This window comes from Photobacterium atrarenae (assembly GCF_024380015.1).
GTDB lineage: Bacteria > Pseudomonadota > Gammaproteobacteria > Enterobacterales > Vibrionaceae > Photobacterium > Photobacterium atrarenae.
The window spans coordinates 1,399,224-1,420,812 of record NZ_CP101509.1 but is presented as its reverse complement, the minus strand read 5'-3'; the positions used below and the strand labels follow the sequence as shown (position 1 = coordinate 1,420,812).

The 21,589-nt window shown below is 49.1% G+C and carries 22 protein-coding genes; 7 read left to right on the top strand and 15 right to left on the bottom strand.

From position 1 onward, the window contains the following. Positions 1-67: 67 nt before the first annotated feature. On the bottom strand, positions 68-2,188 hold the full coding sequence (gene nrdD, locus NNL38_RS22445; RefSeq protein WP_255391085.1) for an anaerobic ribonucleoside-triphosphate reductase: 2,121 nt from the start codon (positions 2,186-2,188) through the stop codon (positions 68-70). Between the two features lie 400 nt (positions 2,189-2,588). Here nrdD and NNL38_RS22440 point away from each other — a divergent pair, with 400 nt between their 5' ends. Beyond that, positions 2,589-2,720, top strand: a complete 132-nt coding sequence (locus NNL38_RS22440; RefSeq protein WP_255391084.1) for a hypothetical protein — start codon at positions 2,589-2,591, stop codon at positions 2,718-2,720. 142 nt (positions 2,721-2,862) lie between these two features. Here NNL38_RS22440 and NNL38_RS22435 read toward each other — a convergent pair whose 3' ends face one another. From NNL38_RS22435 to NNL38_RS22410, 6 genes are all read right to left on the bottom strand, one after another. After that, complete coding sequence (locus NNL38_RS22435) at positions 2,863-4,206, bottom strand: sigma-54-dependent transcriptional regulator (protein ID WP_255391083.1); 1,344 nt, start codon at positions 4,204-4,206, stop codon at positions 2,863-2,865. 294 nt (positions 4,207-4,500) lie between these two features. Then, positions 4,501-5,004: a hypothetical protein gene (locus tag NNL38_RS22430; protein WP_255391082.1), complete on the bottom strand. Its 504-nt coding sequence runs from the start codon at positions 5,002-5,004 to the stop codon at positions 4,501-4,503. Between the two features lie 8 nt (positions 5,005-5,012). Further along, positions 5,013-5,687, bottom strand: coding sequence for a C39 family peptidase (locus NNL38_RS22425; protein WP_255391081.1), 675 nt, complete (start codon positions 5,685-5,687; stop codon positions 5,013-5,015). Positions 5,688-5,793: 106 nt separating this feature from the next. Next, the gene (locus NNL38_RS22420; protein ID WP_255391080.1) at positions 5,794-6,339 is read right to left on the bottom strand and encodes a hypothetical protein; all 546 of its coding nucleotides are present in this window, start codon (positions 6,337-6,339) and stop codon (positions 5,794-5,796) included. A gap of 208 nt (positions 6,340-6,547) precedes the next feature. Continuing rightward, positions 6,548-6,880 (bottom strand): carbon storage regulator, encoded by a 333-nt coding sequence (locus NNL38_RS22415; RefSeq protein WP_255391079.1) that lies wholly within the window; start codon positions 6,878-6,880, stop codon positions 6,548-6,550. Positions 6,881-6,921: 41 nt separating this feature from the next. Then, a complete protein-coding gene (locus NNL38_RS22410; RefSeq protein ID WP_255391078.1) occupies positions 6,922-7,527 on the bottom strand; it encodes a hypothetical protein in 606 nt (201 codons plus the stop codon). A gap of 482 nt (positions 7,528-8,009) precedes the next feature. Here NNL38_RS22410 and NNL38_RS22405 point away from each other — a divergent pair, with 482 nt between their 5' ends. The 3 genes from NNL38_RS22405 (at position 8,010) to NNL38_RS22395 (ending at position 10,057) form a co-directional block, all read left to right on the top strand. Further along, positions 8,010-9,050: a transporter gene (locus NNL38_RS22405; protein WP_439651428.1), complete on the top strand. Its 1,041-nt coding sequence runs from the start codon at positions 8,010-8,012 to the stop codon at positions 9,048-9,050. Between the two features lie 104 nt (positions 9,051-9,154). Continuing rightward, the gene (locus NNL38_RS22400) at positions 9,155-9,550 is read left to right on the top strand and encodes a DUF2750 domain-containing protein (protein ID WP_255391076.1); all 396 of its coding nucleotides are present in this window, start codon (positions 9,155-9,157) and stop codon (positions 9,548-9,550) included. Between the two features lie 150 nt (positions 9,551-9,700). Beyond that, positions 9,701-10,057 (top strand): HopJ type III effector protein, encoded by a 357-nt coding sequence (locus NNL38_RS22395; protein ID WP_255391075.1) that lies wholly within the window; start codon positions 9,701-9,703, stop codon positions 10,055-10,057. An 84-nt stretch (positions 10,058-10,141) separates the two neighbouring features. Here the strand turns inward: NNL38_RS22395 and NNL38_RS22390 are convergent, their stop codons facing one another. Beyond that, positions 10,142-10,480: a UbiA prenyltransferase family protein gene (locus NNL38_RS22390; RefSeq protein WP_255391074.1), complete on the bottom strand. Its 339-nt coding sequence runs from the start codon at positions 10,478-10,480 to the stop codon at positions 10,142-10,144. Between the two features lie 332 nt (positions 10,481-10,812). Between NNL38_RS22390 and NNL38_RS22385 the strand changes: the two genes are divergently transcribed. Both NNL38_RS22385 and NNL38_RS24815 read left to right on the top strand, forming a co-directional pair. Next, positions 10,813-11,595: a RelA/SpoT domain-containing protein gene (locus tag NNL38_RS22385; protein ID WP_255391073.1), complete on the top strand. Its 783-nt coding sequence runs from the start codon at positions 10,813-10,815 to the stop codon at positions 11,593-11,595. Positions 11,596-11,659: 64 nt separating this feature from the next. Next, positions 11,660-11,923 (top strand): Rho-binding antiterminator, encoded by a 264-nt coding sequence (locus tag NNL38_RS24815; RefSeq protein ID WP_369414625.1) that lies wholly within the window; start codon positions 11,660-11,662, stop codon positions 11,921-11,923. Between the two features lie 72 nt (positions 11,924-11,995). On the opposite strand, the gene NNL38_RS22380 is transcribed toward NNL38_RS24815, so the two are convergent. Next, positions 11,996-12,448 carry a methyltransferase family protein gene (locus NNL38_RS22380; RefSeq protein WP_255391072.1) on the bottom strand — a complete coding sequence of 151 codons (453 nt, stop codon included), beginning with the start codon at positions 12,446-12,448 and terminating at the stop codon, positions 11,996-11,998. Between the two features lie 206 nt (positions 12,449-12,654). Here NNL38_RS22380 and NNL38_RS22375 point away from each other — a divergent pair, with 206 nt between their 5' ends. Continuing rightward, positions 12,655-13,077, top strand: coding sequence for a DUF3010 family protein (locus NNL38_RS22375; protein ID WP_255392312.1), 423 nt, complete (start codon positions 12,655-12,657; stop codon positions 13,075-13,077). A 75-nt stretch (positions 13,078-13,152) separates the two neighbouring features. On the opposite strand, the gene NNL38_RS22370 is transcribed toward NNL38_RS22375, so the two are convergent. The 6 genes from NNL38_RS22370 to NNL38_RS22345 form a co-directional block, all read right to left on the bottom strand. Continuing rightward, complete coding sequence (locus tag NNL38_RS22370) at positions 13,153-13,371, bottom strand: DUF3820 family protein (RefSeq protein WP_255391071.1); 219 nt, start codon at positions 13,369-13,371, stop codon at positions 13,153-13,155. A 76-nt stretch (positions 13,372-13,447) separates the two neighbouring features. Continuing rightward, complete coding sequence (locus NNL38_RS22365; RefSeq protein ID WP_255391070.1) at positions 13,448-14,065, bottom strand: fumarylacetoacetate hydrolase family protein; 618 nt, start codon at positions 14,063-14,065, stop codon at positions 13,448-13,450. A 242-nt stretch (positions 14,066-14,307) separates the two neighbouring features. Beyond that, positions 14,308-14,892 (bottom strand): YceI family protein, encoded by a 585-nt coding sequence (locus NNL38_RS22360; protein ID WP_255391069.1) that lies wholly within the window; start codon positions 14,890-14,892, stop codon positions 14,308-14,310. Between the two features lie 158 nt (positions 14,893-15,050). Beyond that, on the bottom strand, positions 15,051-16,688 hold the full coding sequence (locus NNL38_RS22355) for a methyl-accepting chemotaxis protein (protein WP_255391068.1): 1,638 nt from the start codon (positions 16,686-16,688) through the stop codon (positions 15,051-15,053). A 466-nt stretch (positions 16,689-17,154) separates the two neighbouring features. Further along, entirely contained in the window at positions 17,155-18,360 is a 1,206-nt protein-coding gene (locus NNL38_RS22350) for an EAL domain-containing response regulator (RefSeq protein WP_255391067.1), read from the bottom strand. Next, entirely contained in the window at positions 18,341-21,589 is a 3,249-nt protein-coding gene (locus NNL38_RS22345) for a CHASE domain-containing hybrid sensor histidine kinase/response regulator family protein (RefSeq protein ID WP_255391066.1), read from the bottom strand. The genes NNL38_RS22350 and NNL38_RS22345 overlap by 20 nt, the downstream gene beginning before the upstream one ends.

Genomic DNA, 21,589 nt, shown 5'->3' with positions numbered 1-21,589 from the left:
GGTTCCTAAGCAAACGGGCCCACGGCGCCCGCTTTTTCCCAATGTTCCTGACGCGCTCAGCCCACTGCTACAAATGCTTCACCCGACGCTTCACTTCTTCTTGCTTACCGAAGTTAAACGGGCGCGCATCCGGGCTACCAAGGTAGCCGCAAACCCGACGCGTTACCGAGACACTGGCCGGATCATGATTGCCGCATTTCGGGCAGGTAAAGCCTTTACTGGTACAGTCAAACTCTCCGGTAAATCCACATTCATAACACTCATCAATGGGGGTATTGGTCCCGTAATAAGGCACCCGGGAGTAACTGTAATCCCAGACATTCTCCAGCGCTTCAAGGTTATGTTGTATATTCGGATATTCGCCATAGCAGATAAACCCACCACTGCTGATCGCCGGATAAGGCATTTCAAAATCAATCTTGTCGTACGGGTTAACCTGCTTTTCTACATCCAGATGGAAACTGTTGGTGTAATACCCACGGTCCGTCACCCCGGCTACCACCCCGAATTTCTTGGCATCAATCGCACAGAAACGGCTGCAAAGGTTTTCACTTGGGGTACTGTAGAGGCTAAACCCATAGCCAGTCTCCGATTTCCAGCGTGTGACGGCCGCTTTCAGATGGTTCACAATCGCCAGCGCTTTATCCCGCAACGCTTGGCTGTCATAAACATGCGTCTCGGTCCCGTACAGGGCATTGATGGTTTCATACAACCCGATATAGCCCAACGAAATAGATGCACGGCCGTGCTTGAAGATCTCTGCGACATTGTCATCCGGCTGAAGCCGTACCCCGCATGCTCCTTCCATATACAGGATCGGCGCGACCCGGGCTTTCACTCCTTCCAAGCGGCTGATCCGGGTTTCCAGCGCACGGCGAGCCAATGCCAGTCGCTCATCCAGCAAGCGGTAGAAGCGGTTTTCATCGCCCTGGGCCAGAATCGCAATTCGCGGTAAGTTCAGGCTGACGACCCCGAGGTTGTTACGCCCTTCATGAACCAGCTCTCCCTGTGATTCATACACGTCGAGAAAACTCCGGCATCCCATCGGGGTTTTGAACGAGCCGGTCACTTCCACCACTTTGTCATAGTTGAGGATATCGGGATACATCCGCTTGGAGGCACACTCCAGAGCCAGTTGCTTGATATCATAATTGGCATCCCCAGGTTTATGGTTCAACCCGTCTTTAATGGCGAACACCAGTTTCGGAAAGACCGCGGTTTTGCGATTTTTCCCCAAGCCGGCGATGCGGTTTTTCAGGATCGACTGCTGGATCAACCGCGACTCCCAGGACGTGCCCAAACCAAACCCGAAAGTGACAAACGGCGTCTGCCCGTTTGCGGTATGCAAAGTATTGACTTCATACTCCAGCGACTGAAACGCATCAAAGCACTCTTTTTCAGTCCGGGCCCGGGCAAAGGCGTCCGGCTCCGCGATGTCCCATTCCCGAGCGATGCGCAGATGCTTTTCATAGCTGAAGGCAACATAAGGCGCGAGGACTTCATCAATTCGGTTGATGGTGGTACCGCCGTAGATATGGCTGGCAACCTGCGCAATAATTTGTGCCGTCACCGCCGTGGCGGTTGAAATTGATTTGGGCGTATCAATTTCTGCGTTGCCCATTTTGAAACCGCGCGTCAGCATGCCGTCGAGATCTATCAGCATACAGTTAAACATGGGGAAGAAAGGTGAATAATCCAGATCATGGTAATGAATATCCCCCTGCTCATGTGCCTGGACAATGTCTCTCGGCAAAATGTGCTGCTTGGCATAATGCTTCGCAACAATACCGGCCAGCAAGTCACGCTGAGTCGGGATCACTTTGCTGTCTTTGTTGGCATTTTCATTGAGCAAAGCAGCATTGCTCTGCTCAATTAGCCCACGAATTTCAGCATTAAGCCGGCTGGTTCTCTCCCGGGCGATATCCCGGTCATGGCGGTACTCGATATATGCCCGCGCTACTTCCTTATATGGGCCTGCCATCAGGTGATTTTCAACAGCCGACTGAATGGCATGGATCTCTACCTCCCCCTCCGCCATAAACTGCGACAGCACACCGTCTGCAACCGATGCAGCATAAGACTCATCCATGGCTTCCACTGGTTCAGCAGCGCTTAAGATCGCCTCCTTAATGCGTCTGGCATCAAATGGGACACGGCATCCATCGCGCTTGATCACAACAGGTTTCACTCGGGGCTCCTAACATGACACTGTCACCAAAAACACAAAATGTAGTGCGTGGTAGACAAGTTAATACAAGATGTTGGGTATTAGGCGATACTTCCCCACAAGAAACCTTGATCTGAATCATGCTTCTTCAAGGGCCGATTAGAGAACAGCCGATGATTTTGAACCGGAGCCAGAATTTATTGAAACGCTTGATATGAATACCCGTTGTCAACCATTGAATCTCAATCTTTGTCAACTTTCTGCATCCGTCCGGCGCAGATAGTTGAGCAAATACTAACCAGGCATCCCACTGTCATGAGATCTTGATCTCTCTTTCATCGAATTGTCATTTCATCTCATTACTGTTGGCTCTATAGATAAGACTGCACGCAGCCAGGCTGCATACATAAACAGGAAAATTATGGACGCTTTAAACCAATACACGTTTGTTGCGCCAACCGAAGACGAGCTCATGGTTGAGCAACCCGACACCATCTATCTGGTAGGCGATCAGGACGATGGGTTGGCCAACGATATTATTATTCTGCGTTAAATTGACGCAAATGGCTGGATTCGAAAGGCTGTAATTTCCGATAGAATCAGCCAGGGCTACAGGGCCGGGAAGCTGCACTGCTCCCTATCAAGAAATTCTCTGGCACATAAAAAAGTCCGGCAAGCCGGACTTTTTTTATGTGCTATTCTCGCGCATACCCATTGTTGTAGTGCCTGACATCGGGCACGATGTTGTGCTTGTTCAGTAAGCGATACATCGTTGCCCGGGAGACGCCAAGATCCTTAGCAGCCGAAGCCACCTGCCCGCGGTGTGTTTCGAGCACCGCCACCAAGACATCTTTTTCCGCTTCATCTTTGATATTTCTCAGACTCTGCTTCAGATTCGCCTTGCTCGGCAAGTCAAAGTGTTCGGCCCGAACTTCGTTGCCCTCGGCCAACAGTGCTGCCCGCTTAACTTGGTTGATCAGCTCGCGTACATTACCCGGCCAGCTGTAGCGCAATAGCAACTGTTTGGAATCCTCGGAAAAACTTGATGCCATCGTGCTGTATTCACGGGCAAACTTGGTGAGAAAGGTCTCGGCAAGCAGAAAAATATCGGAGCCTCGTTCACGTAAGGTCGGTACCTTAATATGAAAGACATTCAGGCGATAATACAGTTCCTTGCTGAATTCACCATTAGCGACTGCCGCTTCCAGATCGGCGCTGGATGAGGCAACAATGCGAACATCTGCCGACGAGTCCTCTTCCAGCGAATCTCCCGCAGGTGTCTGGAGGAATGTAAGTAATTCGTCCTGTAATTCTTTTGAGAGCTCCTCGACATTGTCGAGTAAGATCGTACCATTGAAATGAGAACCATCCTCTTGGACATAAGTGCCATCCAAAAATGAGGCTTTTTCATCGTCCTTGGTTAAGGAGCCACAGTTGACGGTAATGAACGGCTCATTTCTTCGTTTTGACAGGTTATGGATAGATTTGGCAATTAACTCTTTTCCGGTGCCATTCTCGCCGGTCAGAAACACATTGACTTCGGTCATTGCAACGCGGCGGACCATGTCTCGCAACTGCTTGATCGACTTAGACTCACCGAATAGCCCCATATCATGCTGCGAGGTCACTTCTACCCATGAGCTGGCTTCAATCTCCAACATGCCCAGCTGATGGCCAACAGTGTCCAGTAAATGACTTCCCGGAATCGGCACCGAGAAATAATCGACACAAAAGTTATTGATGAACTGACAGATGGCATCCGTTTTCAACTGTTCTTTTTTAATGATTGCAATCCATTTAACTTGCTTTGTTTTATTTGCCCTTAAAGAAATGCTATTTAAGCTAAAATCATTATTGCTTAAATCAACAATGCATATACAAGGACTGAACTCTTCCAGGATTGAATCAGCCGTACGTAAGTCATAACAACAATGGGTTTTCCAACCTGATTGTTCAAGAAGCGCAATCCAAGGTTCGTAGTTACAACCAATTGCAACAAGTCGACCATTGATTGTTTTATTTTGACATTGAGCCACCATAGAAGTCACCTTCTTTCAATGTACATATTATTATTGATGTCTTAAAAATATAGGCAATAAATAACGAATCTGCAGGGTATCAGATGTAAGAATTATCTTCAAAAAGGATTAGTCATGATGAGACAGGTATAATACACTTTGACTTCAATCAGTTACAAACAACAAAATCAGTAACAAAATAATACCCAATGCGACAGGAATCGCTTGGTAACAGCAAAAAAGGTACAGTGGATGCACTGTACCTTATCAAATGACAAAAAATTACTATGTGTTCTGTTTAATATTGATATAGCCTTAGTGGCTGCTGAACAGCAAAGAATTATTTAACCGATTTTGGTAAATGGTCTGCTTGATATAGCCATCCATATCCGCTTCCACATCCATGATGGTTTGACTATTAATTTGGGTCCCATCATCAAAGTTTTGGATCACAAATCCAGATGCATCCGAATCAATTGTTCCAAGCTGTACCTCATTATTTTCGACTCGAATATGCTTCAGAGGATCATCAATCTTAACCATTTTTTCTCCGGATGAGCTGACCAGCATACCATTATTAATGGTAAAATCTGCTATATGAGTCGACAGTACTTTTTCACCATTAATCGCCGTAGTAATCGACAGGCCGATGTTAATAACACTGTCGTTAATTGACACAAACCCACCTCGGATAGAAGCCATCTCGCTCTCGCTAAGAGACATCAGTCTCAACTCATCCATAAAGTTGATTGATGCATGAGCAACAACAGCAGCACCTCCGATTGCTGATGCCACGAAAATACGAGTTAACTTTTTCATACTAGCCTCTAATAATCGTTTGCTCCCGGTAGTGTAATACTAAAGGTTGCAAGTGAATCCCTAGCTATCGCTTCTGACGCTGGCGACGGCGTATATATATTATAGTTTTCATCTGTTATAAAACTTTCTCTTCCTTGCTTCACATGGCTTTTTACTAGCAGCACGGCGCCTTTATAATATTTTTTGAAATCATTGATTGGCATCACCATAGTACCACGTGACGGATCTCCCAGAATCACCTGACGGCTATTCATACCTTTAATCACGACAAAGTGCATATAACCATCAAAGTTCACAATTGTAATTGCCGGAATTTTTAACTCACTAAATTTATCTAGTGGTAGATTATATCCATTCGCATCCAGACCAATCGATACTAAATAGTTCTTCATATCCAACATTGAAAAGCCCTGCTTTTCAATTTTCTCTTTATTACCATTCTTGAACATGAATTCGAATACTGCCTCTTCCTGGGTTGTCCGTCCATAGTGATACGTCACCAGGGAAGCTACCGCCGCAGAGCCGCAGCTAAAATCATATTGCTGGCGATAAACATCACCAAATAGTTTTTCCTGATAACTTTTTACATGAACATTATACGCTCCCCGGCTCGGAAAATAATCAAGCGCATAAAGACTGCTGCTTGCAAACAGGCCCAATGTCAATATAACTGCTCTTTTCATAATCGATACCGAAGTTTCTGGTGTTCCTAGAGCTCCAAGAAAACCATTGTTGCATTCTATGGTTCACCTACTGGAATAAAGGGCCGTAAACGGCCCTTAACCCTGGTTAGTAGTTGCCGGTATCCGGACTGACTACGCCCCCACCTGAGCCAACCAACGCCGCGTTTGTGCTGGTTGTTTGTTGTACCATCGAGTTGTTACCTACGTTCTGGCCTGCCATGCTGATGCCGGACGAGTCACCAAACGCACGGTACATGCTGTTCTCATGATCAACCACAACTGTACTTGGGTTGCCTTTGCAACATGCACCACCATAGGTAACACTCGCGTCCATCACGTCACCATAAAGTTTGGATTCAGCCAGATATTTCTCTACTTCCTTCGAGAATTTTTTGGTAAAGGAAGCATCGACTTCTTTGTTAATTTCCTTGGTATTTTTGTAGTAATTGCCGACATCCTTCAAAATCAACTTATCATCATCCGTATTGCCGACATTGCTTTTATAAATATTCTTGGTTTTGGAAAACTCAGCATTTTTATACACCGAGAGGTTTCCACTACCTTCAATGGTGACATCACCATCATGGTCATAGCCGTAATCATATCCATCAGCCAGAGCTAATGGAGAGGCCACGAGTGCTGCTACTAGCATAAGATTACATTTACGCATGATCTTACTCCAAATATTATATGATTATATTTTTAATATCCGTGCATTGTTATTGTACTGTCAGCTGTTTTGAACAGCCGAGATACGACAACAGAAGTATTTGTTATAATGTCCTGCGAAACCAATTTACATCCCAAAGTTTTTTGGTCGCTGACATATTTTCATATGCCAGCATAGATAGACTAACAATTTACTTCAATGTCAGGTTAACCACGGTCGCATTTTGAATTAACACATTGTTACCAGTGTTTTGAACCACATTGACAATCCCGGAAGTATCACTAAAGGTACCCTCAGCAATAATGTTATCTCCCGTTATATTGTTATATGCTCCATTACCTGCAACATCGCCATACATATCTGAACTTGCGTGAATATTATCAATTTGTAATTCGTATTGACCACCACGAGACATGGTCATTACATCTTCACCCAAAGAATCAGAGTTTGCTAGAATATCCAACTCATCTGCAATTGCCCCACACGAGATGAAAGCCATCGCAATCAGTGTTAAATATTTCATGACTTCCTCCTGAGGGCTGACGAACAGCCCTCAGCTATGTGTTATTGACTGGTTAACATTGCATTGGTGCTCGCGCTTTGTTGAACCAGCGAGTTGTTCCCTGCGTTTTGACCTGCAATATTAATCCCTGACGCACCGGTGTAAGCATCTTGCATTGAGTTACTGTGTGTAACTTGGACTGAAGATGGAGCATCATCACCACCATAATGACCCCAGCCACCTTGATTACAGCATGCACCGCCATAGGTCACATCACTGTAGGTCACTGAGCCATCCATGTAGGATGTTGCCATGTAGTATTTCTCATCAATATCAATTTTGATGTTTTTGCTATAGTCCCATTTGCTGTTGTCGGTAAACTCATAGATGTTCTTATTGTTTACGTTATACAGCTTCATGGTATCATCATCACTATTGTAACTATCTTTGACGGTTACATTTTTCTCATGAGAGACGGTTAATTTTTTGTCGATATCTTTATTAAATGAGTCTGTAACAGTGATATCACCGTCATCATGATCATTATATCCGTAGCTTGAGCTGCCAGAATTTGAATATGGGTCATTATGATAACCATATGGGTCGTCAGCCAGAGCAAGCGGAGAACTAACAACTGCTACCAATAGTGCGATATGTGATTTACGCATGATCCTACTCCAAATATGTTGAGTTGTTATTTTTTATAATCACTCGCGTTGTGCCGCGAGATAACTTAATCATAGTTTTGGCAACTCGCACTTTTGTATTATTTTTAATAAATCCGGAGCTATTTGAGCATAAAATTTACCTCATCAATGACTTTGCATTCTAACGCCCAACTCATGATAAATTTCTCTGATACAATGGATTATTTTTATTTCTAAGACAATTTCTCAAAATATGACTGATTCATAAAAAATTATGACCCTCTCAACCCCAAGACATCTATTTTTTATTCTCAGCTAACATGAATTTCTCAGATAAGCTAGGATTTTCTTATCAATGAGCCAACCTGAACCTGACAACAAAATCATAATGAAACCATCGACAAAAATTTCATTCAGTTATATCTCTGAATCATAACGTTACACCACTTTATCCATAATATTTTGGGGCATACCTATGTAAGGTAAGTGAGGGAACTGTGAGTATTTTCAAGTTAAAAAGTCTGATCGTGCTGCTTGCTTTCTTCTCTGTCTCAGTTGCAGCAGAAGAGTCCAGTGCATCCAACAAAAATGAAAAACCCAAACGAGTCCAGACTGTTGCCGATATCCTCGAGCAACCCGGTGTCCTCACGCCCAAGGGCTCTTTCGTGCTGGATACGTCCCTGTCCTATACCCAGAACTCATCCAACTCGGTCTCCGTTGTTGGCTATACCGTCCTCCCTTCTTTGATCATCGGCTTGATCCGCGCCAGTGACATCGACCGAACCACACTCACACTGGGTGTCTCCGGGCGCTACGGTATCACCAACCGCCTAGAAGTTGAGGCTCGGATCCCCTGGGTTTATCGCTCCGACTCCATTTCCGAGCGTGATCTGAATAGTGGCTCCAACCAAGCCTCGTTGCGAACCGTGGACGGCAGTGACTTGGGTGATATCGAAGCGGCTTTCAAGTATCAAATCAACATGCAAGAAGCACCTTACTGGATTGGGAGCCTGCGGTTTAAAAGTACAACCGGGAAGTCCCCCTATGATGTCCCGGTGAACAACCTCAACGACTTTGAAGAATTGCCAACCGGTTCCGGCTTCCCCAGTATCGAACCCGGTATTTCAATGATCATGCCGATTGACCCGGCCGTCATCTTCATGAATTTCAGCTATATCTGGAACATTAAAGATGACGTGGAAGTCGACATCACCGTAGCCGATGAAGATGGCCAAAATGCTCAGGATATCCGGGTCGATACCATTGACTTGGGCGACACCATTGGTTTCAGTGCCGGGATGGGCTTTGCGGTCAACCCTAAATTTTCGTTTAGTATCGGCCTGAGTCATAAAACCATTCTTAAATCGAAAATCAACGGATCTACTGCAACCGATGCCAAGCTGCTGCAGCTTGACTCGCTCTCCTTTGGTGCAAATTATGCCGTGGATCGGGACACCACAATCAACATTGGCGCCACCGCAGGCCTGACGGCCGATGCACCGGACTTCCAGCTCTCGGTCCGCGTACCCTACACCCTCAAGTAAATTTAATCCGCCCCGGTTCAATACCGGGGCCCACCTTTCAATGACTAAAGTCTAATTTTCCTCTATGCTATATCGCTTACAATCGCAGTAACAGGAAAGAAGACATGTCCAACTCACTTGATGCTTCCCGGATCGCTGAAATCCAGGCATTTGATGCGGAAAAACGCTATAAATACCTGGTGAAAGAAGTGGTCGCCAATCGACAGATCTGGATCCTTACCGATGAGCATGGCTGTGTCATGTTAAATACTGAAGATGAAGACTGTGTGCCGGTCTGGCCAAATCAAGAATTTGCTGAGGCCTGGGCAACCGGTGAATGGGAACATTGTAAGGCCGAGGCCATTTCGATCAACAAGTGGCACAGCCGCTGGACCGCCGGCCTGGAAGACGATGAACTGGCTATTGTGATTTTCCCGAACCAGGAAGAAGACGGACTGGTCGTCTATCCGGACGAGCTGGATGATGAACTCAAGCAGCAGGCACGCAAACAACAGCGATAACTGTTGACAGCCATGATGCATGGGTCTCATTTTGAAGCGATAAACACCAAGGGCGGGATTCGCCCTTGGTAAGCGCTATCAACGGGACGCCAATCAACGGCAGTTGCAGCAGCCGGCTTAACCCCTCATGAACAACGGAGAGATCATGCAATGGAAGTGCTACTGAATCATCTCAAGCATTGCCCTGAGCAGGTAAGCTTTGAACATGTTATCAATACCATTAACACCCACTACCACTACACCCCGACCACGTTCAGCAATGGCCTGGGCAAGGAAACCTTAGTCAACCATGCCGGCAGCAACGAAGGCTCCTGTCGTATTTTTGCCTTTGCGCAGCAGCACCAATTATCCGAAGCCGAAACCTTAGCCTGTTTCGGCCAGTTCTACCGCCAGGATGTTCTACAGAACCCAGACGGCCAAGATCATTTGAATATTCGAAATTTCATGAAATATGGCTGGCAAGGCATTCACTTTACCGGTCAGGCCCTGGCGCAAAAGCACGAATAACGGCCTTAATGCGATCAGCTCAAGTCGGTGAGACTAATATGCGCCGCTCTCGCCCAATACGACCGCCCCCTTTGAGCTGACGACTCAGTCATTGAATGACTTCTGGCAATGAGAACATTTTGTCGCCGGTTTCAAAAAGAAAGGCGTTCGGGTCGCCCGGGCACAACGACTGCAGAATTTTGTCGCACGAATTGTCAGCCAGGTTAACGGCACCATAAATGCCAGCAACCCCAGCAGCATCAGCGTCGGCGGCTGCATATAAATCAGCATAGCGCCAATCACAGTGTTGCTGAAAATTGTATAAGCAGGCCACAACCGACGCTTACGCGCCGCATCTTCCCCGCGTTGAAACAGCATAAAGCTCCCCACCGACAACCCGAGCCATATCAACGCAAATGTGACCAATAATTCTTGCTGTACCATTCTATCCACACCTCAAAACCCTAACGGCGCCAGTGTAGCACTCTCCCCCCGCAGGCTGCCAGTCAACCAACAAAACAACAGCCACTGACGGCGCTACGCCGCCAGGCACAAACCATGTATCAGCATGCCTGGCACCAATACCTACCTTATACCGACCATGATTCATCTTCTGTTCAGTTTCACTTGCTATGCTCAACCCACATCGAGTAAACAAAATTAACTAGCGAACCATACACATCCAAACAATTTGGTACGGCACATTTTGAATCCGCGAGGTTTCAAACTCTCTTTTTACGTACCCTGCTGAAACTCAGCATAATGGAGTTGCTTTAATGGATGCTAGAACCCTGTTTCGTACTGGTTTTTTTCTGTTTTGTTTGCTCAGCCCCAATACCCTGATCGCAGCGCAGCAGCGCTTTACCGAGCCGGATCTGGAAACGGCTTCTGATCGGAGCTTTTTCAATAAGCAGGTTTTCCAGCAAAACCTGAGCGGTCTGTACAGTATCGACAGCTGGAAGGCTGCCGAGATCCGCCAACCCTATCCAACCTTTTCGCCCCTCTATCAGGCTGCACGAGGGGCGCAACAAGAGCTGGACGGGGTCTTGAAACGCATCGGCGCAGCAACCGCAACCAAGCCGCTGATCGCGAACATCAAGTCAGCCCACCGTGCCAAAGAAAAAATCGCAACAGATTTACAAGGCGACTGTCGTCGGATCACGGACTTAGCCCGGGGATCATTGATCGCTGACGATATCCCAACTTTGGTACAGGCCTTTGAGCAGCTTAGCCAGGAACTGACCATCGTTTCGGTAAAGAACCGGTTTAAGACCCCGGCGCCTTCCGGGTATCGTGACCTCAATGTTCTGGTTCGTCTTCCCCAGAGTCAGCTGGTTGCCGAGGTGCAATTCCACCTTGCCGCGATTGCAGAAGTCAAAAGCGGCCCCGAGCACCAATTATATGAGCACATCCAACAGATAGAACGCCGAGGACTCGAAGAAAACCGCGCCCTGTCACCACTGGAGCAGGCGAAGATTGCTCGGCTTCGTCAATCCTCCCAGCAGCTGTACCAAACAGCCTGGCAGCAGTATTTACAGCCCCGCGCTCTAGCCAGCTAAAGCTGGCTGAAACAAGTAAAATAAGCGATGATTAGACAAGTCCTGCTTACGGGAAGATAAAATAATGGCGGATACTTACCAACCGATTGATTGCAGCCTATACGATTATTTTGAGTTGGCCTGCCTGTACCATTACCGAGTCAGCCTGCTATTAAAGGACTCACGTACCCTTGAAGGGCAATGTATCGACACGCAAGTCACACCGGATAAATCTGAATGGTTACTCCTTAACGTATCACCATCAGAGCGCATTTCCATCCGGCTGGATCAGATCCGCCGAATGACGGCAATTACTCCCGGTGCTCGACTCTCCACAATTGAATGTTAAACGCAGCCCATAATGAACTTGCAGGGCTGCGCTCAAACAACACTCTCATGCTGATGCACCCGAAGCAAAAAATCAGCACCACCGCCGCACTTTCTGACAATAGCGACGGTATTCATCCCCGAACAGGGTTTCAAGCACCCCTTCCTCGGGTTGAATCTGAAAGTTATTCATATAGAGAATGAACAGAGGAATCATGATGAGGCCCGAGAGTGCCGAGAAATAGAAAAAAGCGGCGAACAACAGCAGCACCAGTCCCAAGTACATGGGGTTACGTGAAAAACGATAGATCCCGGAGGTCACCAGCGCCGAGGTTTTTCGCGGTCGATGTGGATCCACCGTTGTCCGGACTTTCGCAAACGAAACGACACCGGCCAACCCAATCAGTGTACCGATAAAGCAAAACAAAAAAACCACGGCAGACTGGCCCCAAAATGAAAACCGCCACAGCGGCCAGTATTCAGACAGCCCATACATGCCCCCCAAAGCAATCAGCATCAGTAACGGTGGTGGTAATTTCAGATGCATATGTGTTCTCCCTCGAGCGTTTTTTTCCTTCTCAGTATAACTGTAGAACTATCCTTGAAAAACAACACAGTATGACCTGTTCAGTTGCCACACTCCAACAGATAGCGCAAACCCACAACACTCGACCCGCCAGCCCTGAAGTAAAGACTGACACCGGCTCGCGTATCGCCTACAATGAGCCGCTGACAAAATATTTAGGTGTTGATATGAAAATTTGTGCTGTGGAGCTGAGAAGCAACGAAGCTGTTATTTGTCTACTGTCGCAATCGAATGGCATGTTTGATCTGCCGGATTGCCGAACACAAAAGTTCGTGATGCAAGATTCGCTCGACAACGTGCAGATGAAAGATTTCCAATTCGCTTTCAAAAAGCTGCTGCAAGACTATCAGGTCGATCGTGTTGTGATCCGTACGCGTGAAACTCGGGGTAAATTTGCCGGCAGTGCGGTTGGCTTTAAACTGGAAGCTGCCATTCAGCTCATTGACGGCATCGAGGTGGATTTCATCACCAGCAGCGAAATCAAGCAAAAATTAAAACGCAATCCGCTGTCCATCGATTTCCGTGCCACCGGCCTGCGCCAGTTCCAGGAAGCTGCCTTTACCACCGGTTATGCCTACCTGAGCAAATAAATGCGATTGAGCGCTCACAAAACGGGGAAGCCCATGGCTTCCCCCGTCTCATCTTCACACACTTCTCGTCACGGATTAATCATCCTGTTTTAACGGTCGGATGACCGACTCAAGCCCTTCAATCTTGAACTCCAGAGCCAGGGCCATCAGCGTGCCTAACTCACCTTCCGGAAACCCTTGTTTCCGAAACCAAAGCAGGTACTCCTCCGGGAGATCTATCAGAACCCGGCCGCTGTATTTCCCAAACGGCATTTTAACATTTGTCAGCTTGATGAGATGCTCTTTTTGAAACATGGTGCTCTCCTCACAACCGCTTCAGGATCGCTGAAATGCCACTCAGATTCAAGCGAAGGGACACCCGTCATACCCATTAAGGCTGTGCTTCCCACTGATGGCTGAGCAGGGGTTGTCCGTCGGCCACCAGTGCTCCGTTGAACAGGGCACCCTCGCGTACTTGGCCTACGCCGGCCGGCGTCCCAGTCATGACCACATCGCCATCATTGAGTTGCATGAAGCTTTGGATTTCAGCCAGAATCTGCTCCGGCTTGTACATCATCAAAGAAGTATCTCCCTGCTGGACCCGCTTACCATCGATATCCAGCGTCAGCCCCAACAGCGCCCCGTCCTCCGGGAGCGGAACGAATTCACTAAACACCGCTGCACCATTGAAGGCTTTACTGCGTTCCCAGGGTAATGATTTGGCTTTGAGCGCGCTCTGCACATCACGCTTGGTCAAGTCGAGGCCAAATGCAGCGGCAACAAAACGGCCCCCCTGAAAAAGATAGGCAATCTCACCTTCATAATGCAGCACATCACCATTGTGCGTCGCTGACAAGGTGTCGGCGATCGCTGAGTTTGGCTTATTAAAAATAACCATCTCATCCGGGATTTCATTGCCCAGCTCATGCACATGCGCCACATAGTTACGGCCAATACAAACAATTTTTCCGGGTACAACTTGAGTTTGTTGAAAGCTAACTGTCTTCATCCATGTTCCTTCTGTCCAGTGATTATGCGCAACCTGCTGAACACAATAAATGCAATTGATTGGATCAGATCGGCATACCTCATCAACGCTGACACCGTACCTCATTCTGGTCCACAATCAACGCCAGGTGCTTTCTCGCTTCAGCAGCGCATACAGAATAATGGTTCCGGGCAAAGAAATAAAGCTGGCAACAGCCAGCTTTATGAGTCAATACACTGAATTATATGAACAATCACGGGAAGCTATGATTTTACGAACATCAGCTGTGCATTGACCGGCACACTCAGCAGGATCGAGTTCAGGTTTGCAATATTTTTTAGCACCTCAATGCCTTTATCTAGCCCGAAAGGCTCTGAACTAAGGATCACCGGCCAGGTTGTTGAAACCAGCAACCCACCATTTTCCAGGCCTGTGGCTTGGAGCCTGGCTTTCAGCGTCTGGGTTTTACCATGTAAATCCAGGGTAAATTCTGTTTCAAAGGCCTGCGTTTTGCCTGGAGACATTGACGTTAGCAGTGCCGGATCCACCTTTGCGGTCAGCGTCGCAAGCGGGAAGCCCTCCACCTCAAACAGCTCTTTTTTCATTCGCTCATCACGAATGGAAATCTGACTATCAATGCTGGAGAGATCAATCATGACCTTCACCACCCCTTCTCGGGTAACCGAACCGCTTATATTTCGAAAATAGTGAGGTTCGATGATCGCGTCATTTTTGACCGACAAAAAATTCACATTTGAGCGGGGATTGTCCAGCTTCCAACCTGCCCAGACCTGCGGACAAACCCCGAGTAACATCACCATCAGTAACCCATGCAACATCACGCGCATTGTCTTCTCCCTATTCAGCTGAACTTCAATAAGCCGTTGTTTTCAAAATGTGTTTTAATCTTACGTTTAACACTATAGGCGAAGTTCAGCATGATGGCGGGATTATTCTTGAACGCAGACACCATTTTTAGCGCCACCTCCGGCAGGTTCAAAGCAAACTAGCCGACTTTGAAGCGGTTAATCATCCCCATCAAGTTATCCGAAACCCGGCTCAGCTCCTCACTGGCAGAGGCTGTTTGCGATGACTCCTGAGACACGGACATCGACATATCCTTCAAACTCACCACATTTCGATTGATATCATTGACTGTCAGGCTTTGCTCCTCGGTCGCGGTGGCTATATGTTGATTCATCGCCTGGATCACGTCCACCTCCCGATGGATCTCAATTAACACCTCCCCAGCCGTGGCGGAGATACGGGATGCATTCTGGGCTTTCTCGCGCCCCTGGCTCATCACCTGAACAGCATTCTCAGCACCAATTTGCAGCTTTTCAACAATGTTCTGAATTTCAACGGTGGATTCCTGAGTCCGCTGTGACAAGGTTCTGACCTCATCAGCAACAACAGCAAATCCCCGGCCTGCCTCTCCCGCCCGAGCCGCTTCAATGGCCGCATTGAGGGCCAGCAGGTTGGTTTGCTCCGCAATCCCGCGGATCACCTCCAGCACCTTATCCACATTACGACTGTCCGCCGCCAACTGATCGACCACGGTACTCGCACTGCTGATATTTTCAGCCAACAAATTCGCTTCAGCGATGTTCTCATGAACGATGGCCTTGCTCTCTTCCGTTCGTTTTGCCGCCGCAATGCTCGAATCATTGGCCTCCACAGTCCGGCCGGCGACTTCTTCGACCGTTGCCAACATTTGCGTCATCGCCGCAGCCAGTTGCTCAACATCATTTTGTTGCTGTGACAGGCTCTCATCCACAATTGCAGTCGAAGCCGACATTTGATTGGCCGCCGCCGAAACTTGCGAACCTGCAACACTAATGTTCTGCATAATGTTCTGAATAGTGCCGACAAACTGGTTGAAATAACGTGCCAGGGCGACCAGCTCGCTTGGCCCGTCTTCCGCCAGCCGTTGCGTCAGATCGCCTTCTCCGCGCGACAAATCCCGCATCGCCTGGACCGTTTGCCCCAATGGCTTCGTAATTGATCGGATGAAGAAAATAATGATGACCGACAAGCCGCCCGAGATCATCATCGCATTGAACATCGCAATCGTTTCAGAGCGCCTGATATCCGCCTGCAATGCTTCCATATTCATCCCGCTGCCAATTAGCCACCCCCAAGGCGAGAATGTGAAGGCATAGCTGGTTTTGGGCTCCAAGCGCGCCTTGTCTTCCCTGCTCGGCCACAAGTAATCGACAAACCCGCCGCCGCTGGCACCTTGCTGATAGAGTTCGCGGACGAACGCGACCCCGTTGGCATCTTTCAGGCCCATCGTATTTTTACCGACCAACGCCTGCACACCGCTGACCAACTGAACGCCGCTCGCATCACCGATAAAAATATAGTTGCCTTGATCAAACCGCATCGCTGAGACCGCTTCTATAGCTGCCTGTTGCGCGGCCTGTTCAGTCATTCCCCCGCTCAAACTTAAACCATGGTAATAGCTGACAACACCAACAGCACTTTCGACCAAGGTCACGACGCCCCGCTCATAGTTTTCACGCATATGTTCGCGCGTTTTGCTGGCATTGAGCACCGTATTCATCACCAGGCCGACAGCAAACAGCGCGAGGATCAACCAAACCCGTGTTGCAATCGTCATATGAGACAATGAACTGTTCATCGCATACTCCCTTCCAGCGCCTTACTGTACTCCGGGGCTGGTTTCACTCTGAGGGTCAAAGCATTGTTGATCATGCCTGTACAATGCTGCCAACTTGTCGTTGCCGCGCTACACCAACCCGGTTGAATCAGCCGAAAGTATTTACCGGCATATTCAAAGTCAGTCAGAGATAAAAGCAGAGGGAGGCGTTCGACAGCACATCTGATATATGACTGGCAATCATTTCCCTATTGCGCAGACCTGCCATGTAAGTCAAATCGAAATGTAAGTGCACTAGGTTACATATAAATGATGAATAGCTGACGAAAAGGTGGTTGAAAAATAATCACTGACGCAATGTGATTTCGATCAAATTATTTTTCACTTCGGCCGGGACCGCCCCCGGGAAAAAACTGCCCGGGCCCGGCTGACGCTGGACGAGCTCAAGCAAACTTCCAGCATCGCTCACAATGACCCCAACGAACACTCACGGCTGTGAAGATTCCATCAGAGACAGACGATTACTTTGCCACTTCTCCATCCAGGCAACCAACGCTGTCAGTGGCATCGGCTCTGCAATATAGTACCCTTGTGCAACATCGCAAGCCGTGGTCCGCAGGAATGTCCAGTCCTCAACTGTTTCGACCCCTTCAGCAACCGTGCGTATTCCCAGCTGCCGCGCCATATTGACACTGGCTTCGAAAATAGCCCGCAGCGATGGGTCCGCATGGGCGTCATGCACGAATCCTCTATCGATTTTCAGTTCATTAAACGGCGTATCGCGTAATTGTGCCAACGAGGAATGCCCGGTTCCAAAGTCATCAATCGACAGCACAACACCTTTGATCCGCAAGCGGGTGAGAATATCTAAAGCCGCCAGGCGATCTTTCACCAGACGACTCTCCGTGACTTCGAGGACCAAACCCGGCAAGGGAACGCCAAAATCATCGGCGACCTCCTGAAGCCAATCCGGAAACGCCAGTGAGGTCAGGCTTTCCATCGACACATTCACGGCCATCGTCAGTCGAACATCATCCTCATGCCAGCTTTGCATCAGCTCCAGTGCTTGTGCCAGCACAATCACCGTCAGCTCGCCAATCAGGCCGCACTCTTCCGCCAGCGGCACAAACCGCTCAGGCGCTATCAGGCCGTGCTCCGGATGCAGCCAACGTGCCAGGGCTTCGACTCCCAGAACCTCACCAGTTCTGACATCCACCTGCGGCTGATAGTAATTGATGAGCTGCCCTTGCTGAATCGCCCGGTGCAATTCTTCTGCGTCGCATTCAAATGGGATGTCAACATAACTCACGGTATTGAGCGTCGGCCGCTTCGCAATAATCGTTTTAATTTGGGAAGCAGTGATTGGTTTCTGCAGCCCCTCCAGCACATTGAGCTGATTGGCTTGAGCAAATGCTCGTGCCCCTTTCAGGATCGCGCGCTCCTGGCCACTCATCAGCACCACTCCACCTTGAAAACCAATGCGGGCCAGGTTGCGGACAAGCTCAATACCGTCCATTTGCGGCATCCGTAAGTCACAGAACAGCAGATCCACTCGCGTCGGATCTTGCTCAAGTTCTTGCAATGCATCGACAGCATTTTCATGCAGGATCAGCGCATCGCTGACCAGCTCCGATAACTGGTGCGCAATTAACTTTAAAGAAAATGACTCGTCGTCAATTAGCATGATGGCCATAAGCTTCTCCTAATTTTTCCGCTTCGCTGGCAAGAAAGTTGTTCACGGCAGCTTCTGTACTCGCCAACACGCGCTCCAGGTGCGGCAACAATGATGCCACAGCAGCGCTATCTCCTTTGATGCCGTTATTCTCCAACGCTGCACACAGTTCCCCCAATTGCAGCGCTCCGACCGAGCGAGAAGATGATTTCAGCTTGTGTGCAATTTCAGCCAGTTGCCGTAGTTCCCCATCACTGTAAGCTTGTTTCAGCAACTTTTCCTGCGCCTTCATCACGGAAAGGTAGTCGCGGAGAAAATCACCGATGACCACCGGGTCTTGTCCTACCAGTGTTTCCAGTCTGCTGAGTTCAAACACACCGTCACCGCTATCGGAAACAGCGATTTCTGCGTCCGGCTGCGAATGTTCACTCAATTCGGCATCAGGGCGGCATAACCATTGTTCCAGCACACGTTCAAGCGTCTCCAGTTGCACCGGCTTGGTCAGAAAATCATCCATGCCGGCCTCCAGTGCCCGCTTTTTCTCTCCCTTCAATGCATTCGCGGTCAGAGCGATGATCGGCACTCGCGTCCCAGCCGATTCAGTCTCACGTACCGCCTGAGTCAGCTGATAACCGTCCATTTCAGGCATGTGCAAATCCGTCAACAACAAGGCATATTGGCCTATTTGCCACTGTTGCAGCGCCAGCTTTCCGTTGACAGCGACCTCTGCGGCATAACCCAGCAGATTCAGCTGCTTGAGGATCACCTTCTGATTAATTTCGTCATCTTCTGCCACCAGAATCAATCGCTGCTCAGCACGAGCCTGAGCGACACTCGGCGCTGGAGCCGGGTGGGGCAACGTCCGTCCAGCCGTTTCGCCGTTCACTTCAGCCGAGATCACGCCTGCGGCAACTGCCACTGCATTGAGGAAGTCCCGCCGCCGCATCGCATGACCGCTGATCATCACCCGGTTCGAGGCCAACCGTTGCAGGGAGTGCAACCCGCCTTCGGCCAGTACAAGATGATAGAGGTGAGCATCGTTGCTCTCTTGCTGAGCCTCAGCGTCTTCCGGCAGCCGCAAAGCGTTCATCACCGCTTTTTCCCCGGCTGCGATCACCACCACCCGGTCCGTTAATCCCTGGGCCACCCGAAGCGCTTCAGCCTCACAACTGACAATCTGAACACGGCCACCAGCCAAGTGCAGATACAGTGCTAAATCATCAACCTGAAGTTCCGGCGAGGTGACTAAAATGCCATAAATGCCGCTTAGATCAGGCGGCGAAAATAACCGCGCCCCCAGAGCCGGTTGAACCGGCAGCGTCACCGTAAACTTGGCACCCTGACCCGGACGACTTTCGACTTGAATGTCTCCAGTCATCAAGGCTACCAGACGCTTACAAATCGCCAGCCCGAGACCGGTGCCGCCGAACCGCCGCGTTGTGGATGATTCAGCCTGGCTGAACGATTCGAACAACTGCCCCTGATCGCTGACAGACATGCCGATACCATTATCAATCACCCGGACAATGAGCCGCTCGGGCTCACCTTCCCCCATTTCCACTCGAACCCAGACCCGGCCGGCTACTTCTTTTCGTCCACCACTGAATTTAACCGCATTCCCAATCAGGTTATAAAAGATCTGCCGGAGCCGGGTCGGATCAGCGTTTACCCAGGAAGGCACCCGAGGATCAACAAACAGGTATAATGAACCCCCCTGACGTTCCGCGAGCGGCATCAGCGCGGTGCAGACCTCTTCAACGATCTCTTCAATCGCAACCGGTATTTGTTCCAGATCCAACCGACCGGCTTCAATTTTCGAGAAATCCAGAATGTCATCAATCAAGCTCAGTAACGAAAAGGCAGAGTCTCGTATCGTTTTGATTTCATCCTGCCGGCGAGCGTCCAGTTCACTGTGTGAAAGCACTTCCAGCATCCCGATGACACCATTCATCGGGGTGCGGATCTCATGGCTCATTGCCGCCAGAAATGCCGATTTTGCCTGACTGGCCTGCTCCGCTTCTTCCCGGGCCAATTCCAGTTTGTCGTTGGTGGCTCGCAATGAAGCAGTACGCTCAGACACGCGCTGCGCCAATTGCTCCCGCTCCCGGGCAATCTCTTCATTCATGAGTTTCAACTGGCGGGTGCGTTCATCAACCCGAACTTCCAGCTGTAAATTCAGATCTCGCAGAGAGCCTTCCGCTTTTTCCCTGGCCTGCACTTCTCGGTTCAGCCGCTCTGTGGTTAGATACGAACCGATGAGCATTCGGCTCATCACAAACAGCAAGGCACTCAGTAAACCGCCGACCACCAGGATGATCCACGACAGTGAAAAGTCGATGGTTGACTCAAAGGCGGGCGTTGAACTAAAGATCAACGTCCAGGGATGACCAGCGATATAAATCACTGTGGTAGACTGAAAGGCCGCCAATTCGCTTTGGTTATCCCCTGGTAACACCTGACCGCCGTCATACAGTAATTGCTCAGGATGACTGGACTTGCCGTCAAACAACTGAAAGTGAACACCTGTATTCTGACCCAGTAGCCCCTGCAATAAACTCCCGGCACGAAATGGGCTAAAGACATAACCGATAAACGTCTGTCGCCGCGCTTCAATGGTCGCGGGCGGTGTTTCGGTGTCATAGACAGGCATATAAAGAACAAACCCCGGCTGTATCTCCTCCGTGATGGGATCGGTCCACTCCACTTTGCCCGAAAGCATCGGCGTGGCACTGTCCCTGGCCTTAATCAACGCTGTCTGCTGGGCCGGAAGCATCTGCATATCAAAGCCGTAATACTGGTAATTCAGCTCATCCAGCGGCTCAATAAATACAGTCGGTGTATAAGTATCCCGCTCTCCCTCCGGAATAATCCGGTAATTGCTCAGCCCTTCTTCCCGAATTTGCTGAAGATGGGCATCCTTCGCAGATGCTGTGACAGGAACGGCAAACCCAATCCCATGGATCCCGGGATAATGCATCCCGAGACGCAGCTTTCTGACATAACTCTGCCACTCTAGACGCTCAACCCGCTCCGAAGCGGCAAACAAAGCCACCCCGCCCAACAGCACCTGTTCATGCACCGCCATCCGATTTTTGATATGTGCCGTGACTTCCTGGGTCTCGTTTTGAAACCGTTGATTCGCATCTCGTTTCACATAGGCGGTCGCCAACTGCCAGGCAACAGCAGTCACGGCGAGCGAACTCAGCAATACGATCCACGGAATGGTTCTTGAGCGGCCAACTTCCTGCAC

What these genes read in the sequence shown, in the direction of transcription:
- NNL38_RS22440 (WP_255391084.1), top strand. Translation starts at nt 2,589, where the DNA reads ATGGACGCTTTAAACCAATACACGTTTGTTGCGCCAACCGAAGACGAG.
- NNL38_RS22435 (WP_255391083.1), bottom strand. Translation starts at nt 4,206, where the DNA reads ATGGTGGCTCAATGTCAAAATAAAACAATCAATGGTCGACTTGTTGCA.
- NNL38_RS22430 (WP_255391082.1), bottom strand. Translation starts at nt 5,004, where the DNA reads ATGAAAAAGTTAACTCGTATTTTCGTGGCATCAGCAATCGGAGGTGCT.
- NNL38_RS22425 (WP_255391081.1), bottom strand. Translation starts at nt 5,687, where the DNA reads ATGAAAAGAGCAGTTATATTGACATTGGGCCTGTTTGCAAGCAGCAGT.
- NNL38_RS22420 (WP_255391080.1), bottom strand. Translation starts at nt 6,339, where the DNA reads ATGCTAGTAGCAGCACTCGTGGCCTCTCCATTAGCTCTGGCTGATGGA.
- NNL38_RS22415 (WP_255391079.1), bottom strand. Translation starts at nt 6,880, where the DNA reads ATGAAATATTTAACACTGATTGCGATGGCTTTCATCTCGTGTGGGGCA.
- NNL38_RS22410 (WP_255391078.1), bottom strand. Translation starts at nt 7,527, where the DNA reads ATGCGTAAATCACATATCGCACTATTGGTAGCAGTTGTTAGTTCTCCG.
- NNL38_RS22400 (WP_255391076.1), top strand. Translation starts at nt 9,155, where the DNA reads ATGTCCAACTCACTTGATGCTTCCCGGATCGCTGAAATCCAGGCATTT.
- NNL38_RS22395 (WP_255391075.1), top strand. Translation starts at nt 9,701, where the DNA reads ATGGAAGTGCTACTGAATCATCTCAAGCATTGCCCTGAGCAGGTAAGC.
- NNL38_RS22390 (WP_255391074.1), bottom strand. Translation starts at nt 10,480, where the DNA reads ATGGTACAGCAAGAATTATTGGTCACATTTGCGTTGATATGGCTCGGG.
- NNL38_RS22385 (WP_255391073.1), top strand. Translation starts at nt 10,813, where the DNA reads ATGGATGCTAGAACCCTGTTTCGTACTGGTTTTTTTCTGTTTTGTTTG.
- NNL38_RS24815 (WP_369414625.1), top strand. Translation starts at nt 11,660, where the DNA reads ATGGCGGATACTTACCAACCGATTGATTGCAGCCTATACGATTATTTT.
- NNL38_RS22380 (WP_255391072.1), bottom strand. Translation starts at nt 12,448, where the DNA reads ATGCATCTGAAATTACCACCACCGTTACTGATGCTGATTGCTTTGGGG.
- NNL38_RS22375 (WP_255392312.1), top strand. Translation starts at nt 12,655, where the DNA reads ATGAAAATTTGTGCTGTGGAGCTGAGAAGCAACGAAGCTGTTATTTGT.
- NNL38_RS22370 (WP_255391071.1), bottom strand. Translation starts at nt 13,371, where the DNA reads ATGTTTCAAAAAGAGCATCTCATCAAGCTGACAAATGTTAAAATGCCG.
- NNL38_RS22365 (WP_255391070.1), bottom strand. Translation starts at nt 14,065, where the DNA reads ATGAAGACAGTTAGCTTTCAACAAACTCAAGTTGTACCCGGAAAAATT.
- NNL38_RS22360 (WP_255391069.1), bottom strand. Translation starts at nt 14,892, where the DNA reads ATGCGCGTGATGTTGCATGGGTTACTGATGGTGATGTTACTCGGGGTT.
- NNL38_RS22355 (WP_255391068.1), bottom strand. Translation starts at nt 16,688, where the DNA reads ATGAACAGTTCATTGTCTCATATGACGATTGCAACACGGGTTTGGTTG.
- NNL38_RS22350 (WP_255391067.1), bottom strand. Translation starts at nt 18,360, where the DNA reads ATGGCCATCATGCTAATTGACGACGAGTCATTTTCTTTAAAGTTAATT.